General features: G+C 48.2%; 13 protein-coding genes. 1 reads left to right on the top strand and 12 read right to left on the bottom strand.

Annotated elements, in window-relative coordinates:
• Positions 1 to 124 precede the first annotated feature (124 nt).
• Positions 125 to 625 (bottom strand): zinc ribbon domain-containing protein, encoded by a 501-nt coding sequence (locus EDM59_RS20570; RefSeq protein WP_122925333.1) that lies wholly within the window; start codon positions 623 to 625, stop codon positions 125 to 127.
• 324 nt (positions 626 to 949) lie between these two features.
• On the opposite strand from EDM59_RS20570, the gene EDM59_RS20565 reads away from it, so the two are divergent.
• Positions 950 to 1,267, top strand: coding sequence for a hypothetical protein (locus tag EDM59_RS20565; RefSeq protein WP_139228069.1), 318 nt, complete (start codon positions 950 to 952; stop codon positions 1,265 to 1,267).
• A 40-nt stretch (positions 1,268 to 1,307) separates the two neighbouring features.
• Here EDM59_RS20565 and EDM59_RS20560 read toward each other — a convergent pair whose 3' ends face one another.
• The 11 genes from EDM59_RS20560 to EDM59_RS20505 form a co-directional block, all read right to left on the bottom strand.
• Positions 1,308 to 1,772: a hypothetical protein gene (locus tag EDM59_RS20560; protein ID WP_122925331.1), complete on the bottom strand. Its 465-nt coding sequence runs from the start codon at positions 1,770 to 1,772 to the stop codon at positions 1,308 to 1,310.
• Between the two features lie 711 nt (positions 1,773 to 2,483).
• Complete coding sequence (locus tag EDM59_RS20550; protein WP_122925329.1) at positions 2,484 to 3,680, bottom strand: MFS transporter; 1,197 nt, start codon at positions 3,678 to 3,680, stop codon at positions 2,484 to 2,486.
• A gap of 67 nt (positions 3,681 to 3,747) precedes the next feature.
• Positions 3,748 to 4,347 carry a TetR/AcrR family transcriptional regulator gene (locus EDM59_RS20545; RefSeq protein WP_122925328.1) on the bottom strand — a complete coding sequence of 200 codons (600 nt, stop codon included), beginning with the start codon at positions 4,345 to 4,347 and terminating at the stop codon, positions 3,748 to 3,750.
• Positions 4,348 to 4,750: 403 nt separating this feature from the next.
• Positions 4,751 to 6,316: a DUF2357 domain-containing protein gene (locus EDM59_RS20540; protein WP_122925327.1), complete on the bottom strand. Its 1,566-nt coding sequence runs from the start codon at positions 6,314 to 6,316 to the stop codon at positions 4,751 to 4,753.
• A gap of 23 nt (positions 6,317 to 6,339) precedes the next feature.
• Entirely contained in the window at positions 6,340 to 8,715 is a 2,376-nt protein-coding gene (locus EDM59_RS20535) for an McrB family protein (protein ID WP_122925326.1), read from the bottom strand.
• Between the two features lie 111 nt (positions 8,716 to 8,826).
• Positions 8,827 to 9,876, bottom strand: coding sequence for a GTPase (locus tag EDM59_RS20530; RefSeq protein WP_122925325.1), 1,050 nt, complete (start codon positions 9,874 to 9,876; stop codon positions 8,827 to 8,829).
• A 35-nt stretch (positions 9,877 to 9,911) separates the two neighbouring features.
• Positions 9,912 to 11,531, bottom strand: a complete 1,620-nt coding sequence (locus EDM59_RS20525; RefSeq protein ID WP_122925324.1) for a GTPase domain-containing protein — start codon at positions 11,529 to 11,531, stop codon at positions 9,912 to 9,914.
• Positions 11,506 to 13,305 carry a dynamin family protein gene (locus EDM59_RS20520; RefSeq protein ID WP_183192977.1) on the bottom strand — a complete coding sequence of 600 codons (1,800 nt, stop codon included), beginning with the start codon at positions 13,303 to 13,305 and terminating at the stop codon, positions 11,506 to 11,508. The genes EDM59_RS20525 and EDM59_RS20520 overlap by 26 nt, the downstream gene beginning before the upstream one ends.
• 22 nt (positions 13,306 to 13,327) lie before the next feature.
• Positions 13,328 to 15,160, bottom strand: a complete 1,833-nt coding sequence (locus EDM59_RS20515; RefSeq protein ID WP_122925322.1) for a GTPase — start codon at positions 15,158 to 15,160, stop codon at positions 13,328 to 13,330.
• Positions 15,147 to 16,136, bottom strand: a complete 990-nt coding sequence (locus EDM59_RS20510; RefSeq protein ID WP_122925321.1) for a helix-turn-helix transcriptional regulator — start codon at positions 16,134 to 16,136, stop codon at positions 15,147 to 15,149. Before EDM59_RS20510 ends, EDM59_RS20515 begins: the two co-directional genes overlap by 14 nt.
• Positions 16,126 to 17,529, bottom strand: a complete 1,404-nt coding sequence (locus EDM59_RS20505; protein WP_122925320.1) for a GTPase — start codon at positions 17,527 to 17,529, stop codon at positions 16,126 to 16,128. The genes EDM59_RS20510 and EDM59_RS20505 overlap by 11 nt, the downstream gene beginning before the upstream one ends.
• Positions 17,530 to 17,710 lie beyond the last annotated feature (181 nt).

Below are 17,710 nucleotides of genomic sequence, written 5' to 3'. Positions count from 1 at the left end.
AAATCAATTTGCCGCTGGGAGTGGATCTACCGGCAACCGCTTGCCCAGCTACAGAAAATAACCCGCCTTCCTTGCCTGGCGGGCATATGAACCGACTATTCCATTGAATATCTGGAAAGCCCGGCTACGGCCGAGCTGTACCGCACTTTCCACAAAATCGGACGCTTTGCCCAAGGGGCTCGTGACATTTCCAGCATGATATCGCGGCGCTTTCTGTCGCAGTTTGTGCAGCTACCACATCAATCGTGACCACTTGGATAAACTCGTTGCCGCACTCCGAGCAGTATTTGACCTCTGCTTGATTCAATCTGCCACATTTGTCGCAGTTTTTTTGGTTGTTCAGTTCAAGGATTTTTTTGTTTAATTCAACAATTTCCTGCTGCCTTGCCCGAATCTCCTGGCATAGCGTAAGCACCACGACTTTTTCCTTTTGATCGATTGCAGGTTCCGCCCCCAATTCATCTGATGTAGATTGGAAGACCGATTGACCAATCCTTTTATAGCGATCTTGAATTTCCGCCTCTAACGATTGAATATTCAATCGGAATTTATTGACTTCGACCAATGTCTTCGCTTTCGAGCCAGCATCGGTAACGCCCTTTTTCATCTTGTCAAAAAAGCTCATACAAGCAAGCCTCCTTTTCTCGGAAGTGATGACCTACCATACAGTACTCACATCTCTTTCCATGTATTCTGTTTTGTGCACAAGTACAATCATCATTTTCTAATAGTCTTTGTCCACTTGGGTATCCGGTTTGTCTCTTCACTCCGAAGGCTTGTCCATGGATGGAAACCTAGATTTCCAGGGAATGGCCATCCCTCTGGACTTCATCGATAGGCAAGCGTACAAGCAAATGTAGTCCGATTGACATATCGTATCCCAGTGTCTGTATTCTGGAGGAGCTAGGTTCCTTCTGCTCCTTTGGAAGAGCAGGGAAAGGAGGACGTCTTGAGAAAACAGCAGCCAATCGCGAGTCAGGATCGTCTCACACCGGAATTCATGCAATGGCTCAAACAAAACAACGTCACCAGAAGACAGCTGAAAAGAGAACCGGCAGCACTGGATCGGTATCACCAGGAATGGATGAAAACGAAGAAAAGAACCAGGGCGAGGAGACCTTCCTTGCTTCAGATGATTCCAAGCATAAGCGACATAGATTTGGGTACTGTGGTGAACAATGTGCAAATTGCAAAAGACCTCTTTAAAACGTATCGTGAATTGCAAGGATTAGGACTTTTTAAAAGGAATGGAGCTCCATGGCATTGAGGGAGAGAATCTGCTCTCCCTTTTTTCATGCATTTCGCCGTCAGGGTGAGGGATTTGGGTCTCTCTCCGCTTCTCGTGACTCTTCCAGAAACGCCTGTCTCGCTTCTTTTGCCAAGCACACAAGCAGGACCAAGACGAGAAGATAGACGATATCCATAATCCAGATGAGCATCATCGGATGAGCTAGCATCGCCCCGAGCATAGGGGACATCAGCCCGCCCATGATTCCAGCCATGACTCCCTCGATGGATGCTGTGAGAGATACGATTTTCCCTGTAAGGAACCCGACGCTCATTCCGATCAACACTGCGATGAGCGTTGCCAATCCCAAGTCGTTTACGAACGACACCTGGATGTTCAAGCCGAGAGAAATGCTAGACATGGCACCAAGCGCCATAGCGAATATCATCCCATCCATGCAAGCTAGCTCGGACCGATTTTTGTAGGTATAGCCTATGCTGCTTACCGTTAACAAAATGAGAAACAACATGTTCAGAAAGAGCATCCCGGCCTCCTGCGATTCCTTATTTTTTACCTAGCAAACACGGCAGATCTCCTTTTTCGCCGACAGCCACATCTGCAAAACACCGTGCACCTGCTCCCCCGACAAAGACATCGAAAGGCCATTTGGACCACCTCCTGCCATAACATATGAGTGCTGCAAAGAAAGTTGTCTGATTGCAGGGTTGGCATTTTCGCCAATTTTAGAAAAATGGTTTTTCTCCTACATAAACCACAAAAGCTCTCTACATGAAAAAGACGCCTGCACACACCAGCGTAGGAGTATACCGACGTCTTTCCTTTTTATGTATCCCTGTCTATTTTTCTGTTCTGATCTTGATTTTCCAGATATTGAATCAAGCGGTCCAGCTTTTCATTTCGATCTCGATCGTGTTGATTCTTCTGTCTCATAAACTTTAGAAGACTTACCAGCACATAAATGATAAAAGCATAGAAAGCTAGCGTAATTAGGATAGGGATTATCGCAGCCCCAAATTCAGGTCCTATATTCATCATTTAAAAAACACTCTCCCACAATAATATTGGAAATATATTACTTATTCTCATCATATCAGGTATCCCCATTTTCCTCCAGAGTATTTAGAATCCATGGCTCCGCGAAGCCTTGTGGGCAGCATTTTCACTGTATGAAAAATGCCAGTCAAAAGCCCTATCCTTAAGAGCTTTTTACTGGCATTTTTTGAAATTGTAACAATCAGGCGGCTCTCTTTTGCAGACTTTCTTTTCTTCCCTTGAGCGATAAACCAAAGCAGATTAAGAGAACCAGACAGGCGAGCGTATACGGGTAATTGATATCCAGATCGAACAAAAATCCAGCTACAATCGGTCCGACAATATTGCCCAGACTGGAGAAAGCCGAGTTTAGACCAGCTACATAGCCTTGTTGATCCTTGGCGAGCATGGACATTTGTGTACTGACGGCCGGACGCAAAATATCGATCGCCAGAAAGATAATGAAGGTAACCGCAAAAATCAACCAGAAGGTGTGGACGAAAAGGGTTAGCAAAATAAACACACCGGCAACCAGGAGACAGATCGAAATGACGCGCTTCTCTCCGAACTGCTGCAAAATCCAGCTAAAAATCGTAACCTGAACGACCGCTCCAGCAATGGAGCCGAACGTAATGATAAAGGCAATATCTTTCGGTTCGAACCCAAACTTGTGATCGACAAACAGTCCAAATACGGTTTCAAAGTTTGCCAATCCGAAAGTCATGACAAAAATAATGATCAGACTTAAGAAATACGGCTCTTTATAGGACTGCTTCAATTGTTGCAGAAGACTGCTCCGCTGTGCTGCTGGAGCTGGTGAATCATTGTCCTTTGCCGGATGAGATTCCGGAAGAATAAGCAAATTGATCAAAGCAGCGGCAACACCTGCGAGGGCAGCGGCATAAAATGGGGCGCGAATCCCAAATTCCGCAATATATCCCCCAATCCCTGGGCCGATAATAAACCCGGTGGTAATCGCTGCGTTGATATAGCCCATTCCGGTTGCTCGTTCCTCATTCGTCGTAACATCCGCCGCATAGGCCATTACCGCAGGCATGATCAGCGCGGCACTGATCCCGCCGAGAAGTCTGGAGAAAAACAGCAGCCATGTTGAGCTCGCAATCCCAAATATCCATTCTGAGAATGCAAAAATGAGCATCCCAATCACAATCATTTTCTTTCTGCCGAATTGATCGGACAGGCGCCCTGCAAGCGGAGAAAAGAGCAGCTGTGTCAACGAAAAGGCTGCTACCAACAGTCCGATAATCCCACCGGTAATACCCAGATTCTCCATAAACTTCGGCATAATCGGGATGACAAGACCGATGCCGGTAAAAACTAAGAGCAGGTTAAACATCAGGATCAGCATAGCTCCCCGATTTTTTAGTAACAGTGCCATTCTTTATTCCTCCAACTTCCAAACAAAATACTGAATGTTTATTCTAGATTCGTGTGTAAAAAAACGGCTAGCGGGACGTTTTGACAATACCATGCAGAAATACGTCCATAGCCATGCGGTAGGTCGCCAGTGCTTCCTCACCCTTCATTCCTCGGGTATGCTGTCCCAAGCCGTACAACAAACTATCCAGGATGATGGCAAGCCCGGTACCATTCAGCTCCTTAAATTCACCTTTATCGATTCCTTTTTGCAGCAGCTGGTGATTAAAGTCGATATACCCCTGAACCATTTCGTTGATGCGCTCCTCCACATCGGTAGCTTTCTCCGAATTGTTGAAGAACTCATCGATGGCCTTCGTCAGCGGATGGTTCAATTGATCGACCGCCAAATGCTCGGCCATGCCATACAATTTATCAGTCGTAGTCGGGTACGACGATTCCTTTGCAAGCCAGGTCTCTTCCCATTCCCGGTTCCAATCTTCAATAAGATGCAGGAATAGCCCTTCCTTGCTTTTGAAATGATAATAAATGTTTCCGGCGCTGCATCCTGTAGCTTTCACAATGTCTTCAATCGATGTTGCTTTATAGCCTTTTTGCACAAATAAGGCTCTTGCGGCTTCCGCGATTTTCTTCTTTGTCTGCTCGGTTTGTTGCTTTTTTTTATTCACTCTAGCTTCACCTCACTCTAGTGCGGACAGGCTTACCCCAACCAATCACCGAATAATACTGAACGTTCATTCAGTATTATATGCAAGCAAGGCCTCTTTACGCAAGGAATAATTACGTAAAGCCCCATCGTATGTTTGTGGTTCCGCTGGAAAATCTTGTGAAATTGCGCTCCATGCCCTCGGCCAGCAATCACGACTGGGCGATAAGAAAACCTCTATCGAGGCCTATTCATGGAGGAGCGGCCGCGTTTTAGCGGATAGTTTTACCGAAGGAATGCCAGAAGCGGACGCTGAGGCAGGCACTTCGTCATGCGCTCCAGAATTCATAAGCATTTCACTTATAAATTCTTATACGTTAAAAAAGTCCCTCAGGATGCCTCCCAAGGGACTCTTGCTTGCGCGCTTACACTACCTGGCTGTCAGTCAAACACCCCGACAGTACTGTCCTCAGTCCTCTTTCCAATCCCGTAAGTTCCCCCGGCATAACGCCCACAGCGCCGATGCCTTGGAGCTCATTCCCCGATTCCTTTTGTCCTCCTTCCTGATAAAAGGCAAAATCATCGCCAGCATCCGGAAAGAGCACCCATGCCGTTTGGGTCCCGAGGATCGCATCCTTGTACGTGTGCATCTTGTCGATATCTTCCTTTTTCACATATCGATGGACCTGATCTTTCTCCTGAACAGACATATACTTGAATTTCGCGTCAAAATGATGCCACTCCGACCGCCAATTCAGGCTGATATCGGGTCGATAGGGCTGCGTGTAGGAACCACGATTGCGGGAGAAGCACTTGTTGAAATAAACATCGAGACGCTCGGTGCCTTTCACGAGAAACGAGATCTTCAAGCCTTCTTTCAGCTGGGTAAATCCGTCATCGTTGGGTTCTTTGGCAAAGGAGTACGGCTTGGACTGCGTCAATCGCTCCACAGCGTCTACTACCTGGAAAAAACACCAGTATTCGTAGAGCTTGGCGATATCTTTTCCTTCGATCAGAGAGGTGATATCTTCCTCGGGCAAAGGATATTGGGATCCGAGTAGTATCCGCTGGTAAAAGGAGTACCACTGCCGATAGCCATTTTTCTTCTGCAAAACAGTGGAAGACGACGGAATGTGCTGCAGGCTGCCGACCTCTGCGAGCCACGGAGCAGACATCATGCTCTCCAATCGGTCCTGCATGAGCCAATTTGTCCGTTTCACTTCCAGATGATTGAAAAACCTCCGATTTGCCAGACGTTTCTCGATCTCCCGCGTGATTTCAAATGCTTCGGAAAGAATCCACTTGAGCATCCGGTTTTCGGGGGTATCATATTGGATTCGCTTTTGAATTTGTTCCAGCTCAGATGGGAGCGAACCGTTCAAGCGCTGTGCTAGCCGCGTAGATGCCAAGGTGTGGTTACGTTTTAGCGGCTGCCATAATTCTGGGCTTTTCAAAAGGGACGAAATGGTGCGCTCATCCATCTGGTGACTTTTCCACAAGGGCTTCACAATCGTTTCCCTCTCCAGACAGTGATGCGGCTGTCGTGCAACGCATTCCCACCACTCCTCCAGAGTAGCTCCCTCCCACTCCACGAGCAAGGCTTGCCGCAGATCGTTCCAGAGATGATACAGGATCGCTTTCCAGGCTGCATCACTTTTGACCCGCAGCTTGGTTGGCGAGACCGCCTGATAGGGGAGGGAAGCCATCCTGCTGGTGATGAACCGCAGCATGTCATCCATTTGCCCCGTGCTGATTTTTTTGCTATCCACTCTGTACGTTTGGCCGCAAAAAACGGTCTCGCCGACAAAATTCCCGAAGTTCATCAGGAACAGATTGTGGTGAAGAGGCTGCAGGATCATCCCATAGTTTTGCAGAAGCTCCTCTCTCTGTTGATCCGAGATCTCTTCGGCAAAACGAACGAGGTAGTCTGTATTTTCCTCCAAGGCAAGAAGAGGATCTTCACTTCCTTTTCTGTAAATCTCGTGTATCACGACTCCCCCTTCTCCCTTCTTGCCTATGAAATAAAGCTGCAGTAGCCCGTTTTCATCAGCTGTGTGTACATACTGTAAATCTTTTTCCCGCTTAACGGATATCGGTAAAAGGTCTCGTACTCTACGACGTCTTTTTCTTCCTCTGTCAAAAGCTCCGCTTGCACGTCGTCTCCCATCGCAAACCGCAAAAGCTTGGTCAATAACGTCTCCAGCTGTTTGCGATTTCCATGCAGCTTCGGCAGAACCTTTTGGACGATCTGCGCATCGAGCGCCCCGCGGACGCTGCTGTACTCATAGTAGGAGGAGAACAGCACATATGTCATGATCTCATCAATCACCCGGTAACCAAAGGCGTAGCCCTCTGCTTCCAGCAGCTTGTGCAATTCGGAGAGCTCCTGGTAGGCACCATTCAGGATCGGCCTCCACTCTGACTCGCGATATTCCTTTGCATACAGGAACAAATGATACTCGCCGCCTGACGTGAACCAGTCGTTCTTTTCTTCTACTGTGGAAGTGTGTACATAGTCGTGCTCTTCCGACTGTTCCATCCAATATTTCATCATCTCTACCCGATTGCACTCTAGGACATTGGCGCGATCCAGTACCTTCGGGCTGAACATGTAGGTCGTTTCATCAATATTGACCGTCCCGATGAAATACACATTGAGCGGAATTTCCATGCTGGGTGGGACTTCATATCGCTTGTGATTGCCGTCGACGATCGTTACCGCATTCTCCAGATCATGACAGTTATGCAGCTGTACGGCCTCTTGCAAGACTTCTCCACTCTCGGATATTCTTCTGCTTTCCAGACAGCTCAGGAAGTCAGAGAAGTAATACTCCACCTTGGCCAAATTCATTTCGTCCAAGATGACAAAGTACGGCTGCTCCGGATTTTCCTTTGCCCGCAGCATGATACGCAAAAGCGGCGTCGCTTCATATTGCTCCGTCAACGGGTTGTACATGCCTAGCAGCCCTCGGTGGTCCAGCCAATCCGGCCGAACAGAGAGGAACGCCAGATTGTCGGTATCCCGATTCTTACTGGCAGCTCCCCGCCCATTTTTGCCACGGATCATATACTCAGCAAACAGCTGGGCGATCTTCGTTTTTCCCGTCCCTGACATACCCGACAAAATCAGAAATGGCTTGCTTTGCAGGGACGCCACAAACCGGGCAACAAAGGACGGTGAAAACGTAAACTGCCTGCTTTTCATAAACCGGACGATATCGTCAATGTAGGTATCCTCTGGCTGGATCGACTCCGCGTAATCACCAAACAGCTGCTTCCATTTTTCCTCGCCATTGGTCACATTTTTCAGGACTTCATTCTGAATCACTGTCAGTCTGTCATGATGAACAGGCGTCAATGTCGGGGTCGTGAAAACATTGGTGTCAAAGCTGATCTTTTCCGTGATGATCCATTCTACCTTTCGACGATTCGGAAAGCGCTCTTCGTTCTCACGATATTCATAGTCTCCCGTTACCTTTCCGATCCCGACCAGCTGTCTCCAGCCGCGGTTGGCGATGACGATATCACCTGGCTGGATGTCATTGTAAAAGGACCAGAGCGTGAACACATTACGCACAGGCTCTTGTTCCGGCTGGTAGACCTTTTTGTACATGTTCATCAGCTCTTCGCGAGAGCCGTATTGCTGCAAGCTGCTCATTTCGTCCCAACCGACGAATATTTCTCCTTTGGTCAACGCTTCCTCCCAGTGGGACGCATTTTCGCCGGGGGCAATTTTCCATACGAGCGGCTCCCGAGTCGGCGCGGTTTCCTTATACGGAAGCGGCAAAGGCAGCTGAATCTCCTTTTTCAAGGCAGCCTTCAGAATCGCGATCAGCAAAGCACTGCGCAGCACGTCATCCTTGTCCTGCACAATCGTTTGGGAAAGGGTATCGTAGGTCAAAAACGCAAACTGCTGACTTTGGAGCAGCTGCCCTCCCCACGGCTTCCAAAGATCATCGTATTGTTCCAGCCAACTCAGCATTTGCGGAAGAAACGATTTATTCCCCGCTTTGGAATCCAGATCGCTATAGAGATGAACAGTGGCGTTTTCGGGATATGGATAGAGAGCCACCTGCATCGCCCGATAGACAAGCTCTGTCTTGGGCCCGCGAATCGCAAAGGCGTATCCCCATTCCCCGTCCTCCAGTGCGGGAATTTCTTTTCGCTGCACAAACTGCACGGTCAAGCGCGTTTCCTGCAAGAGGCTGTCCTTTTCGATGATCTTCACCAGTACGGGAATCGTCCCTAGATACGATTTGTCTGAATCCTCCTGAGGGTATTCCGGGATGACCTCACAGCGCAGATCATCGGAAAAGGGAATGGTGAAGGCGGTATAGGTGTGATTCAGCAAAGCTTTAAATAGCTGACGGGTGATTTCGTATTTTTTCATGGTTCGCTCCTCTCATGTACGCTCTTTTCTTATTCCCATGACAAAACCTATCTGAGAACGAACCTTCCATTCTGCTTACAGGTTTTGAGAGAAGTATTATGAAGGAAAGGATTAGTTAACCGTAGCACCTTTAAGAGCAAGCTCTTCCTCAAGGATCTTCATGGCGAGCTCGTGGCAATCATTTAAATAGGCTTCACCCGCATATTTCGTCAGTGCAAATCCAATCGTGGCGGCAATAGCCTGTCCAACAAACGGAATGTACTTGGAAATCTGCTTGGATGCCTGTTGACCAGCAAATCGTTTCAGCAGGAGTAAAATTCCTTCCTTCGTGGCAATATCGAGCACCTTCTTGCCTATTGGAAGCAAGGTAGGGGTCAGGTTGTTTATCTTGTTCTCCGACAACCCGTAACTATCCCGAAGCTTATTAAACAACACGAGCATGACTCCTAAATCCACACTGATATCGACACCTGGAACCGGGTTAAGCCCATTTGCTGCTGCCAACCCTGCATATTTGTATATCAGCCGTTTAGCAGACTCTTTTTTCGCTTCTAAATGCTTGAGGGTATACGCCTTCGCTGACCGAATGTATTTTTCTCTTCTACTGGGTTCCAAGGCATGCTGGATCGATTCGCTCAGCTGATCCAGGCCTGTCCCCCTTCTGCAGCTAACAAAATGAACAGCTTCTCGAGAGCCTACTTGCTTTTGCACATCGGCAACGATTTCTGCTTCCAGCTGTTCAAGTGTTTTCCCGTCTTCCCAGATGTCATCATGCTTGTTGCGAACGAATAAACATACTTTTCCTCTATTCTTTAACTGCTTAAATAATTCCGTATCAGCGGAGTGAAATTTACCGGAGAAAACGCAAAGAAACAAGTCATACTGCTCCGGTTGAAATTCTTGTTCCCAGCGATCCTTGGGAAATTTGGACGTACCATAGCCAGGAAGATCAACCAACACCAAATCCTCATGCTCGTATTCTAATGCCTCGACGGTAACATCCGTTGATTGTCCTGTCTGCGCCTTGTTCTCACCAATGATTTTATTAATTAGCGAAGATTTCCCTGCTCCTGGCTGACCAAATAAAGCCACCTTCACTTTATCCTTTTGGTCCTTTTCTAGCTCTTCTCTCAGATTTTCTACGTCTTTATAAATAGACATTTGCTATCACCTCTATGAATTTTAATAAGGGTTTACTAGACGAGCGAAGACCGGTATGACTCCAGCTTCTCCAGCAAGCCGTTCAGTTCTGCCAGATCGTTCTGCCGCTCCTTCCGCTCACTGTCTGCCTGTTTCATGTTCGCGTGCAGGTTATGCTCGATCGGTCCGAAAAGACTCTCGATCCCATCGTGCACCATTTGCATGACTTGCTCCTCTGTCTTATACAAGCCGATGCGAATCTGGGTGTTCAGCTCCTGCAAAGCAATCATCTGCTTTTGCAGCACTTCCTGCTGCCGTCGATTGGCTTCTTCTACTTGCAGCCGCAGGCGTTCGTTTTCTGCCTCCAAGCGCTTATTTTTCGCATACGCATTGATGATTTCCTCAATAATCGTCACGACAATGGGCAGAATGATTTTCACGGGAGGCGGAGCTACCACTACAGGCAACACCTTGGCGATTCCTGCTATGCCTGAGATGTCGAATTCATCGTCCTGTCGTTTTTCAGCGTCCCCTACAGACCCTTCCTGGAACGATTGCTTGTCTCTCACGGGTGAAGGCACCGATTCCAGCGAAATTTGCTCCAGACGACTTCTCAGCACATCGTTCACAGAAAGATCCGACTGGATGGACGTTTTGATCGCTTCAAATTGGTCTGTCAAAAGCTTCTCCAAATCACCTCGCAGAGCATCCAGTCTTGTACGGGGGTCTTGCCCACCGAGAGCCAGCTGGTACGCCGCGTCTCCAGCAAGCTGCAGCTGCCTGCGAACCTTGCTATGCAGCGATTGCGTAAACGAATTCTTTTTGCCAGAAAGCTCGGCCAGATACGTCATCACTTCCCGCTCGGCATCATCGGCTGCATGCGCGGATACCCAAGCGACCAAGCTTTTCACTGCGGCGATCAGTTGATCTGTCGGAGCTGCCAGCATCCGCAACCCGTCCATTTCCTTCAATTTTTGCAGCAGCTCAATTTCCAGATCGCGGATCGCACTATTCTCTATCAGGACAGGTTCATTCATCATCCGACCTTTAAACGCCTTTGCTGCGTTTACGGTAACAAAGGAATACAGCTTTTCCACGCCATGAATCCCGTTCTTCTCCGCTTCTCTGCGCAGATTTTCATGGAATTTTTCCCGGACTGCAAAATCCAGCTGCCTGTCCTCTTCATCGGAGAAAGTCTCCATTTTACGATTGATCACAGTAATCAGCGGCTTTTTCTTGATGAGGATTTTGACTGCTTCCTCTGCCACTCGCTTGCTGTCGTGAGACTCACTGTTATCAATCACGAAGCAAATGATATCGTGCTTGTCCAGCTCTTGAAGTGAGATCTGATAGTCCTGTTCCGGTCCGTTAATACCGGGAGTATCTGCCAGGCGGTACCCATTCCACTCGTATTCCGTTACTTTATGCGTTACCGGGACGTCACCGGTTTCGGCCCGTTTCTCGCCAAACAAGGCATTCATGAGCGTGCTTTTCCCCGCGTTGTAGACTCCATAAAACATGAGTGATGGTCTGAATACGTCCAGCTTCTCCTGGATGTCTCCAGCTATCCCTGCAAATTCGGCGGCTTTTTCCTGCTTGGCAAAAAGCTGAGAGGCTTCCTGCACATAGCGCATCAGCTCTTTTTTATAATCAATGAGAATGTATGAGTTGTTCATCCCTAACCTCTCCTTTTTGATACATCAGCGTCTGCAGTTTATCGGCAAACTGTTTCAAGGCCTGCTGCACCTCGTTCAACGCGTCTCTCTGCTCGTAAAAATACGCTTCAATCAGCTCTTCGATGATGGCTTTTACAAATGGCTCTAGCTGCTGCTCTACCTGGTCGAATACCTGCTCCATCACTGCCGAAAGATTGTTGCCGGTTCTCATTTGTTTGGTTTTCTTCATTTCCCTCACTTTTAGCTCCGTAAACTTCTTATCCAAAAAGAAGGATTGGAAGCGCTCGATGATCCCCCGCGGATCTCTTGTCGTCTCGCTCGTTGTATATTCGGTATAAGCAAACTCGCGGTATGTGCCTGCAAACGACGCATCGATAAACAAGGGGAGGCTGCTCAGCTGCACATGCTCAAAATCAGCAAGTACTTTTCCGAGCTTGATCGGGATCAACCGGTTCAGCTCCTCGAGCAATTCCTTTTCCATCACTTTCGTAATCTGTTCGCTGCCAATCGCTTCCCCGCCGTCAAAACGATACCCGAGTGACGTTAATTCCGACTCGATCCGCGCTTCTTTGTTCATCCTGACTTCCAGGAACAGATCTGTGTGCATCCTGCGCAAGAGCTCCACTTTTTGTTGAATCTCTTCGGATATGCCCTGAAAGGACTTCCCAATGTCGCGGATGCCGTCAATGCGCTTGCCGTTCCATTCGTACCCATCCATCATTTCATGGATCAGCGCATTCATTTCCCTGCGGGGTCGATCCGTCTTCAGCTCTAGCGCATGCTCGGTTAAGACGCCGCCGATTTGCTCGTACAAAGCGGGGTAGCCGCTCTGCCGAAAGCGTTCCTCATCTTGCTCCATGAGAGCGAGCTTGGCCAGGCGGGAAGAGAGGCTAATGAACTTCCGGTCTTTCAAATTGCGATCGATGCCTTTGCTGCGAATCAGGCCGTCCACATACTGCTCCTGTGCCTGCCGATCATGGATGCTTTTCGGCACTACCCGCTTGACTTCTTTCCCATCCACCACGTCGCTTTCTATCAAATCAGACTTGGTAATCGCGACTAGCAGCTGCTTTTCCTTTTGCGTCAGCCGCTCCAGCTCAGCGATCTCGTCCGCTTTACCTGGGGAAGAGGAGGAGACGACAAACAATATCAAATCTGCGTAGTTCACGTACTTTTTCGCCAAGTCCTCGTATTCCTGATCGAGGGAGTGAATGCCCGGAGTATCGACCCAGGTCAGTCCGTTTTCCAGGGTAAAATATTGAATCGTACTCGTCTCCTGAACGATGTTCTCTTTGAAACGATTTTCTGCTAACGGACGCTCTCCTCGATCCTTGCCACTCTCGCTGAAATCGTAAGCGTAAAAGGCAGGTAACGGAGCAGGAGCCTGTACCGGACTCTCTGCAAATGGGACACCTGCGATGAAATTGCCCATCGTGCTTTTTCCTGCATTCACCGTACCAAACACGGCCAGAATAACTGATTTTTCAAATTGATTGATGAATTCCTTGCCTTCTACTCGTTCTTCGACCAGTCTGGCCCAAGCCTGTAGCAGGTTTTGGTAATGAGAGAGACTGTCGCCAAGCAGCTTTTTCATCGAGCCGCTCTCTTCCTTCGCCAAATGAGCATGCTTGTCCAGCAGACCGGAAAGCTGCTTCACGCCTTGTAGAATCTCCGACTCACGCTCTGTAACGGAGCGGGAAAAGTCAGCAAGCCGCTTCCCAGCTGTTTGTACTTTCCCTACGAAATCAGATACTTGTTGTTCGATTAGCCCCACTGCCTGCCACTCCATTCGTCTGTCATATCTGTTCCATTCGCCCGATTAAATCTCTCAGCTGTTCGACTGCTGCTTTTCCCTCATCCGCCTTGGCTCGCAAAGCTCCCAACTGCTGTTTCGCTTCGCTTTGCAGCTGTTCAAGCTCTTCCCGCATTTGTGCAAGCCTACGTTTCACACAAGCATCGAGCTGTCTGATAAAGTCAGCGCAGACATCGATGTAAGCGGACCGGATATACCATTCTGCATTTTTGATATTCTCGTCCATCTGATCCTGGAGCTCTCTTCTCGCATCGTAGATATCGTATTTGTACAAGGTTTTGTATTTCGGATTGCCAAACCAGCTCTCCCCGACGTATGTTTCCGTGTCGTCAATATTGACATTGGCTTTCAAATACCAGTCGAAGCCGTGATGGTAGTAAAGCTCTCGAGAGAAATCGGATTCATAGCTTTTGTCTACTTTTTTGATGCAGAGGTCGGGAGGATCAGCACGATTATCGGATATTTGCGAATTTATCCCCCCGGCGATCGAAAAGAACAGGCTGCTTGCCTTTTCCTTCTCTACCGTAAACAAGGTTGCTGCTTTTGGCAGTCTGCGAACTCCTGGTCCCTGCAATAAGGCCGCCACTTCTTCATTCAGTTGCGTCAACACCAGCGTAGCGAACTGCACCGAATCGTAGTAAAACAGCCCTTTCTGCGCTATATACTGGTCGTACTGCCCGTAGTACTCCTGCATGCTCCTTTTTGCTCTGTCCAAGTTCGGGTGAAATTTGCTCCAGAACTGTTTTTCATACTGTTGTCGAGCTGCCTGCTCTGCGGAATATTCAGAAGAAAACTCATAAGACGAGCTGTAGTGGAAGCCTAGTGAGTCATAGTCCGGGTAAAAGCGTTCCAGCGGAGCATTTTCCCGCTTGGCTAAAGCACTTTTCAGTTCCTGTTTTTTCATTTCCAGCAATCCGCTGCAGATGTTCAATGCCTCCGAACGTTTCAACCATTGCGCTTCCTCTTCTCGTTTCGGTTCCTGCTGGTGCGTGAGCATGAGCATGTCTAAGTATTCGGCAGCGCAAGCGTAAAAATCACGCTTTTTCTGCGCCAGCTTTTTCTCAAAAAGCGCTTGTTTCCGCTCCTTTATCGCTTCGACCTGTCGCAAAACCTCCTCTTTTACCCGTTCGATCCCACTGTTTCCAACGAGAATAGCTTCGTTCTTTTCCAGACCTCTGAAGTAGGTATGAGAATCTACACAAAAAATGACAGGCAAACGGTAGTTCCAGCGTTTGTATATTTGCTCTTTCATGATCCTTGTGATCGTTTCGAGTTCTTCCTCATCTTTTTGATCTGCATTGGTGAGGACGAAAACGAATCGCTCCCAGAAAGTTCCAGGATCACTGTTCTTTTCGATAAGCTGCTGCAGAGCCCGCACTTCTTGCTTGATAAGCTCCCCATCCACGGCATTGTGGACAAACAGGACGATGTCCGATTGCTCGTAGGCAGCCAGTGCTTTTTCCGTATCTTCTTCCTTTGCGTGAATCCCTGGGGTATCGCATAGCCAAAAGTCCCCTGCTTCTGCTCTTTCCGCTTCGACCGTAGTCCTCACGACTCCGGTCGCAAAAAACTCCTTCCTCCCTAGAAGCGCATTGCACAGCGTGCTCTTCCCTGCCTTGACCATGCCGAAATTCGAGACAATGACGCGTGAATCGTAATCCTTGATCATCCGGACGACTGCTTCGGCTGCTTGTACGAGGCGTTCGTCAACCGCAGAGTTTCTCAGCTCCAAAAGAAAGGGCTGTGCCAGACTCCATCTTTGTTTCAGCATAAGCTCCTCTGCCACAGCCACCTGTTTTTCATCATTTCTTTCCATATATGTCCCTCATTTGTTCGATCGTTTGCATCATTTCTTGGCGGAATTCTTCCGGTTTTACCACTTCCACGTACTGAGCCTGGCTGAGCAGCCACATCTTGATGCCACGGCCAAACACTTCCGCCTTTACTACGTAAGAACCGTCTTGCTCAACAATGCTCGCGTTCGGCAGCCTGTCTGCTACTGCCTCGATGGAGGCGCCCCAATACTTGAATTCGACCTTCATCAGCTTCCCCATCTGCATGAATTGCACCTTTTGACGAAATTCGCCCGCTTGAAATCGTTTGGTTTCCTCCACCCGGAAGTGTTCATTCGTGACGACGTAATCACGGATGCGGTCGAGCCTGTATACGGCAGGATATTCCTTTCCTCCGTTGTGAAGATGCGCGATCAGGTAAAAGTAATACTCCGAAAACATGATCCCCAGCGGCTCCACTCTCCGGTTGATTTCATCCATGACCCCTATCTTCCTGTATTGCAGGTCGACAAGCCTTCGCTCCCTGACAGCAAAAGTCAGCTCCCATAAAGTCTGGAATAACGGGCGATTATGATTGACCGGCCGATAAAGAAAGCGCTCATTATTAACCGCTTCCTTGATGTGCTTCCGATCTTCCGGTCTACATAATATGGAAAGCTTCTCCAACAAGCGATCCAGCTCATCCTTGGGAAAAGCCCTGCTCTCCAAAAGAATTTTTGTAATGCCCATAATTTCATCCGCAGCGAGCCATTCGCTGGCTTCCCGCTGTAGAATATAGCCTCTTTGTGCGCGATCGTACGCTAACAGGAAGCTTGCGCCTTGTCTGTACTCTGCAAAATAATCGCGCAGATCTTCGATATCCCGTTGCACCGTTTTAGCGCTAACCCCAAATTCCTGGGCTACTGCCCCCTTTTGAAGGGGCGTCCCTTCCAGCAAGCGTTCAAACAGTCTAAGCATTCGAGCCACTTTTTGCACACTGTATTCCTGATCAACATTCATTGAGCTGTCCTTTCTCTTCCAGCAGTCGTTCCAATTCCTCGTTCAACCGGGTGAGCTGCGCGATTTCCTCGTCAAGCTTGACGCTTGCTTCATGTATACGTTTTGCTTCTTTCTTCTCTAGCTGTTCAAACGTCTTGAGCTTTTCGCAAATCGCATAGCACTCGCTTTCACAGATGCTCTGCAGCTGACTCGCATAATTTTGGTAGGCCTTTTCAAAAATATTTTTTCCGAATTCGTTCCGGAAGCTGTTATATGACCCGAAATTGCCTAAAAACGTAGATTGCAGGGAGCTCATTGCTGCCAAATCCAGCTCATCAACCTCTACAGACAAGGGAGCTTGTATTTTAGGAAAACGCTGCATGGAATCGTTGCTTTTGCACGCTTCGGCAACCAGCATGTTGATTTCGGTAAAAAGGCGAGTCAATTCCTGGCAACGGTCATAGAAAAAATTGCCGTGATTCGCTTCATACCACGGGGAGCTTTCCTCATAGTCCTGATAGCAAGTCATTTTTGCCTGCTCCTGCTGTTTAAGAAATTGCTCCTTCTTCTCCGAAATTTTGCGTACGCACGCTTCGAGAGAGCTCACCTTTTGAGCTGCAGATTCCTTTTGCTCGGCCAGCTCCGCTTGTTTTCTCCTGAGCTCGCTGCCTCGTTGTGCTTCGATCGCATCCTGAATGTTGCGGACGATGAACTGCTTTCTCGACCGCAGCAGTCTGCTTCTGGTCTCCACCAACGAAACGAGCTCCTCTAAAATACGTGTACGGACTTCTGGTACCCCGCTGTCACGGATAAAGCTCTCTATTCCTTTATGCCTCCCGGTGAAATAAAGGTGGGCATCTGTCAAATAGATCTGTGGATCTATGACGCCAAATTCCTTCCTAAGCTGCTGAACAATGATCTGGCCTATGTATGCTGCTTCCTCTTTTTCTTTGGAGGAAGCATTCGTGCAGACGAACAAAACTCGGCTCCAAAACGTGGATTCCTCAGGAAACGCAGCGAGTGCATCGCGAAGTCCCGCCACTTCTGTTTTGCTCAGCTCACCGTCGTTTACGTTATGGAAGAAAAGAAGCAGATCTGCCTGCTTATAAGCATCGAGCGCGATTCTCGTATCGTCAGCATCTGCTCCCAATCCAGGTGTATCGATCAATGTATGGTGCTCCGCGGCAAAAGCCTGGTTCTGTACGGTTTTACGCACGGCGCCAACTGCGAATTCGTGCTCCCGATCAATCAAGGCATTGAAAAAGGTACTTTTTCCCGCTTTCACCAAGCCCGCGTTCACAATCGTCACAGGTGCCAATTTCTGCTTTTGCAAAAGCTCGAGCTGTTTCCAAAGTGCCAACGCTTCCTGACAATCCAAACAGTCCAAAGCCTGACCAAGCTGGGCTTGATTCATCTTGCATCCCCCAATTGTGTTGATATATGATCTCTTGTCGGTAGAATAGCATTCGGAGATGGACAGATCCTGTCCATGTCAGATTTACTAGGACATTTCTACCAATAATCGTATCACAGGTTATTTGTCTATACATGTTGAATCGTGTCGAATTATTAATTAAGTTGAATTTTTATATGTA

The organism is Brevibacillus nitrificans, from assembly GCF_003710965.1.
Taxonomy (GTDB): Bacteria; Bacillota; Bacilli; order Brevibacillales; family Brevibacillaceae; genus Brevibacillus; species Brevibacillus centrosporus.
This window is presented reverse-complemented; position numbering and strand designations above follow the sequence as displayed.

Excerpts from the sequence above, each read along its gene's own strand:
- EDM59_RS20535 (WP_122925326.1), bottom strand. The coding sequence starts at position 8,715 with ATGAAAAAATACGAAATCACCCGTCAGCTATTTAAAGCTTTGCTGAAT.
- EDM59_RS20530 (WP_122925325.1), bottom strand. The coding sequence starts at position 9,876 with ATGTCTATTTATAAAGACGTAGAAAATCTGAGAGAAGAGCTAGAAAAG.
- EDM59_RS20515 (WP_122925322.1), bottom strand. The coding sequence starts at position 15,160 with ATGGAAAGAAATGATGAAAAACAGGTGGCTGTGGCAGAGGAGCTTATG.
- EDM59_RS20505 (WP_122925320.1), bottom strand. The coding sequence starts at position 17,529 with ATGAATCAAGCCCAGCTTGGTCAGGCTTTGGACTGTTTGGATTGTCAG.
- EDM59_RS20570 (WP_122925333.1), bottom strand. The coding sequence starts at position 625 with ATGAGCTTTTTTGACAAGATGAAAAAGGGCGTTACCGATGCTGGCTCG.
- EDM59_RS20550 (WP_122925329.1), bottom strand. The coding sequence starts at position 3,680 with ATGGCACTGTTACTAAAAAATCGGGGAGCTATGCTGATCCTGATGTTT.
- EDM59_RS20525 (WP_122925324.1), bottom strand. The coding sequence starts at position 11,531 with ATGAACAACTCATACATTCTCATTGATTATAAAAAAGAGCTGATGCGC.
- EDM59_RS20510 (WP_122925321.1), bottom strand. The coding sequence starts at position 16,136 with ATGAATGTTGATCAGGAATACAGTGTGCAAAAAGTGGCTCGAATGCTT.
- EDM59_RS20560 (WP_122925331.1), bottom strand. The coding sequence starts at position 1,772 with ATGCTCTTTCTGAACATGTTGTTTCTCATTTTGTTAACGGTAAGCAGC.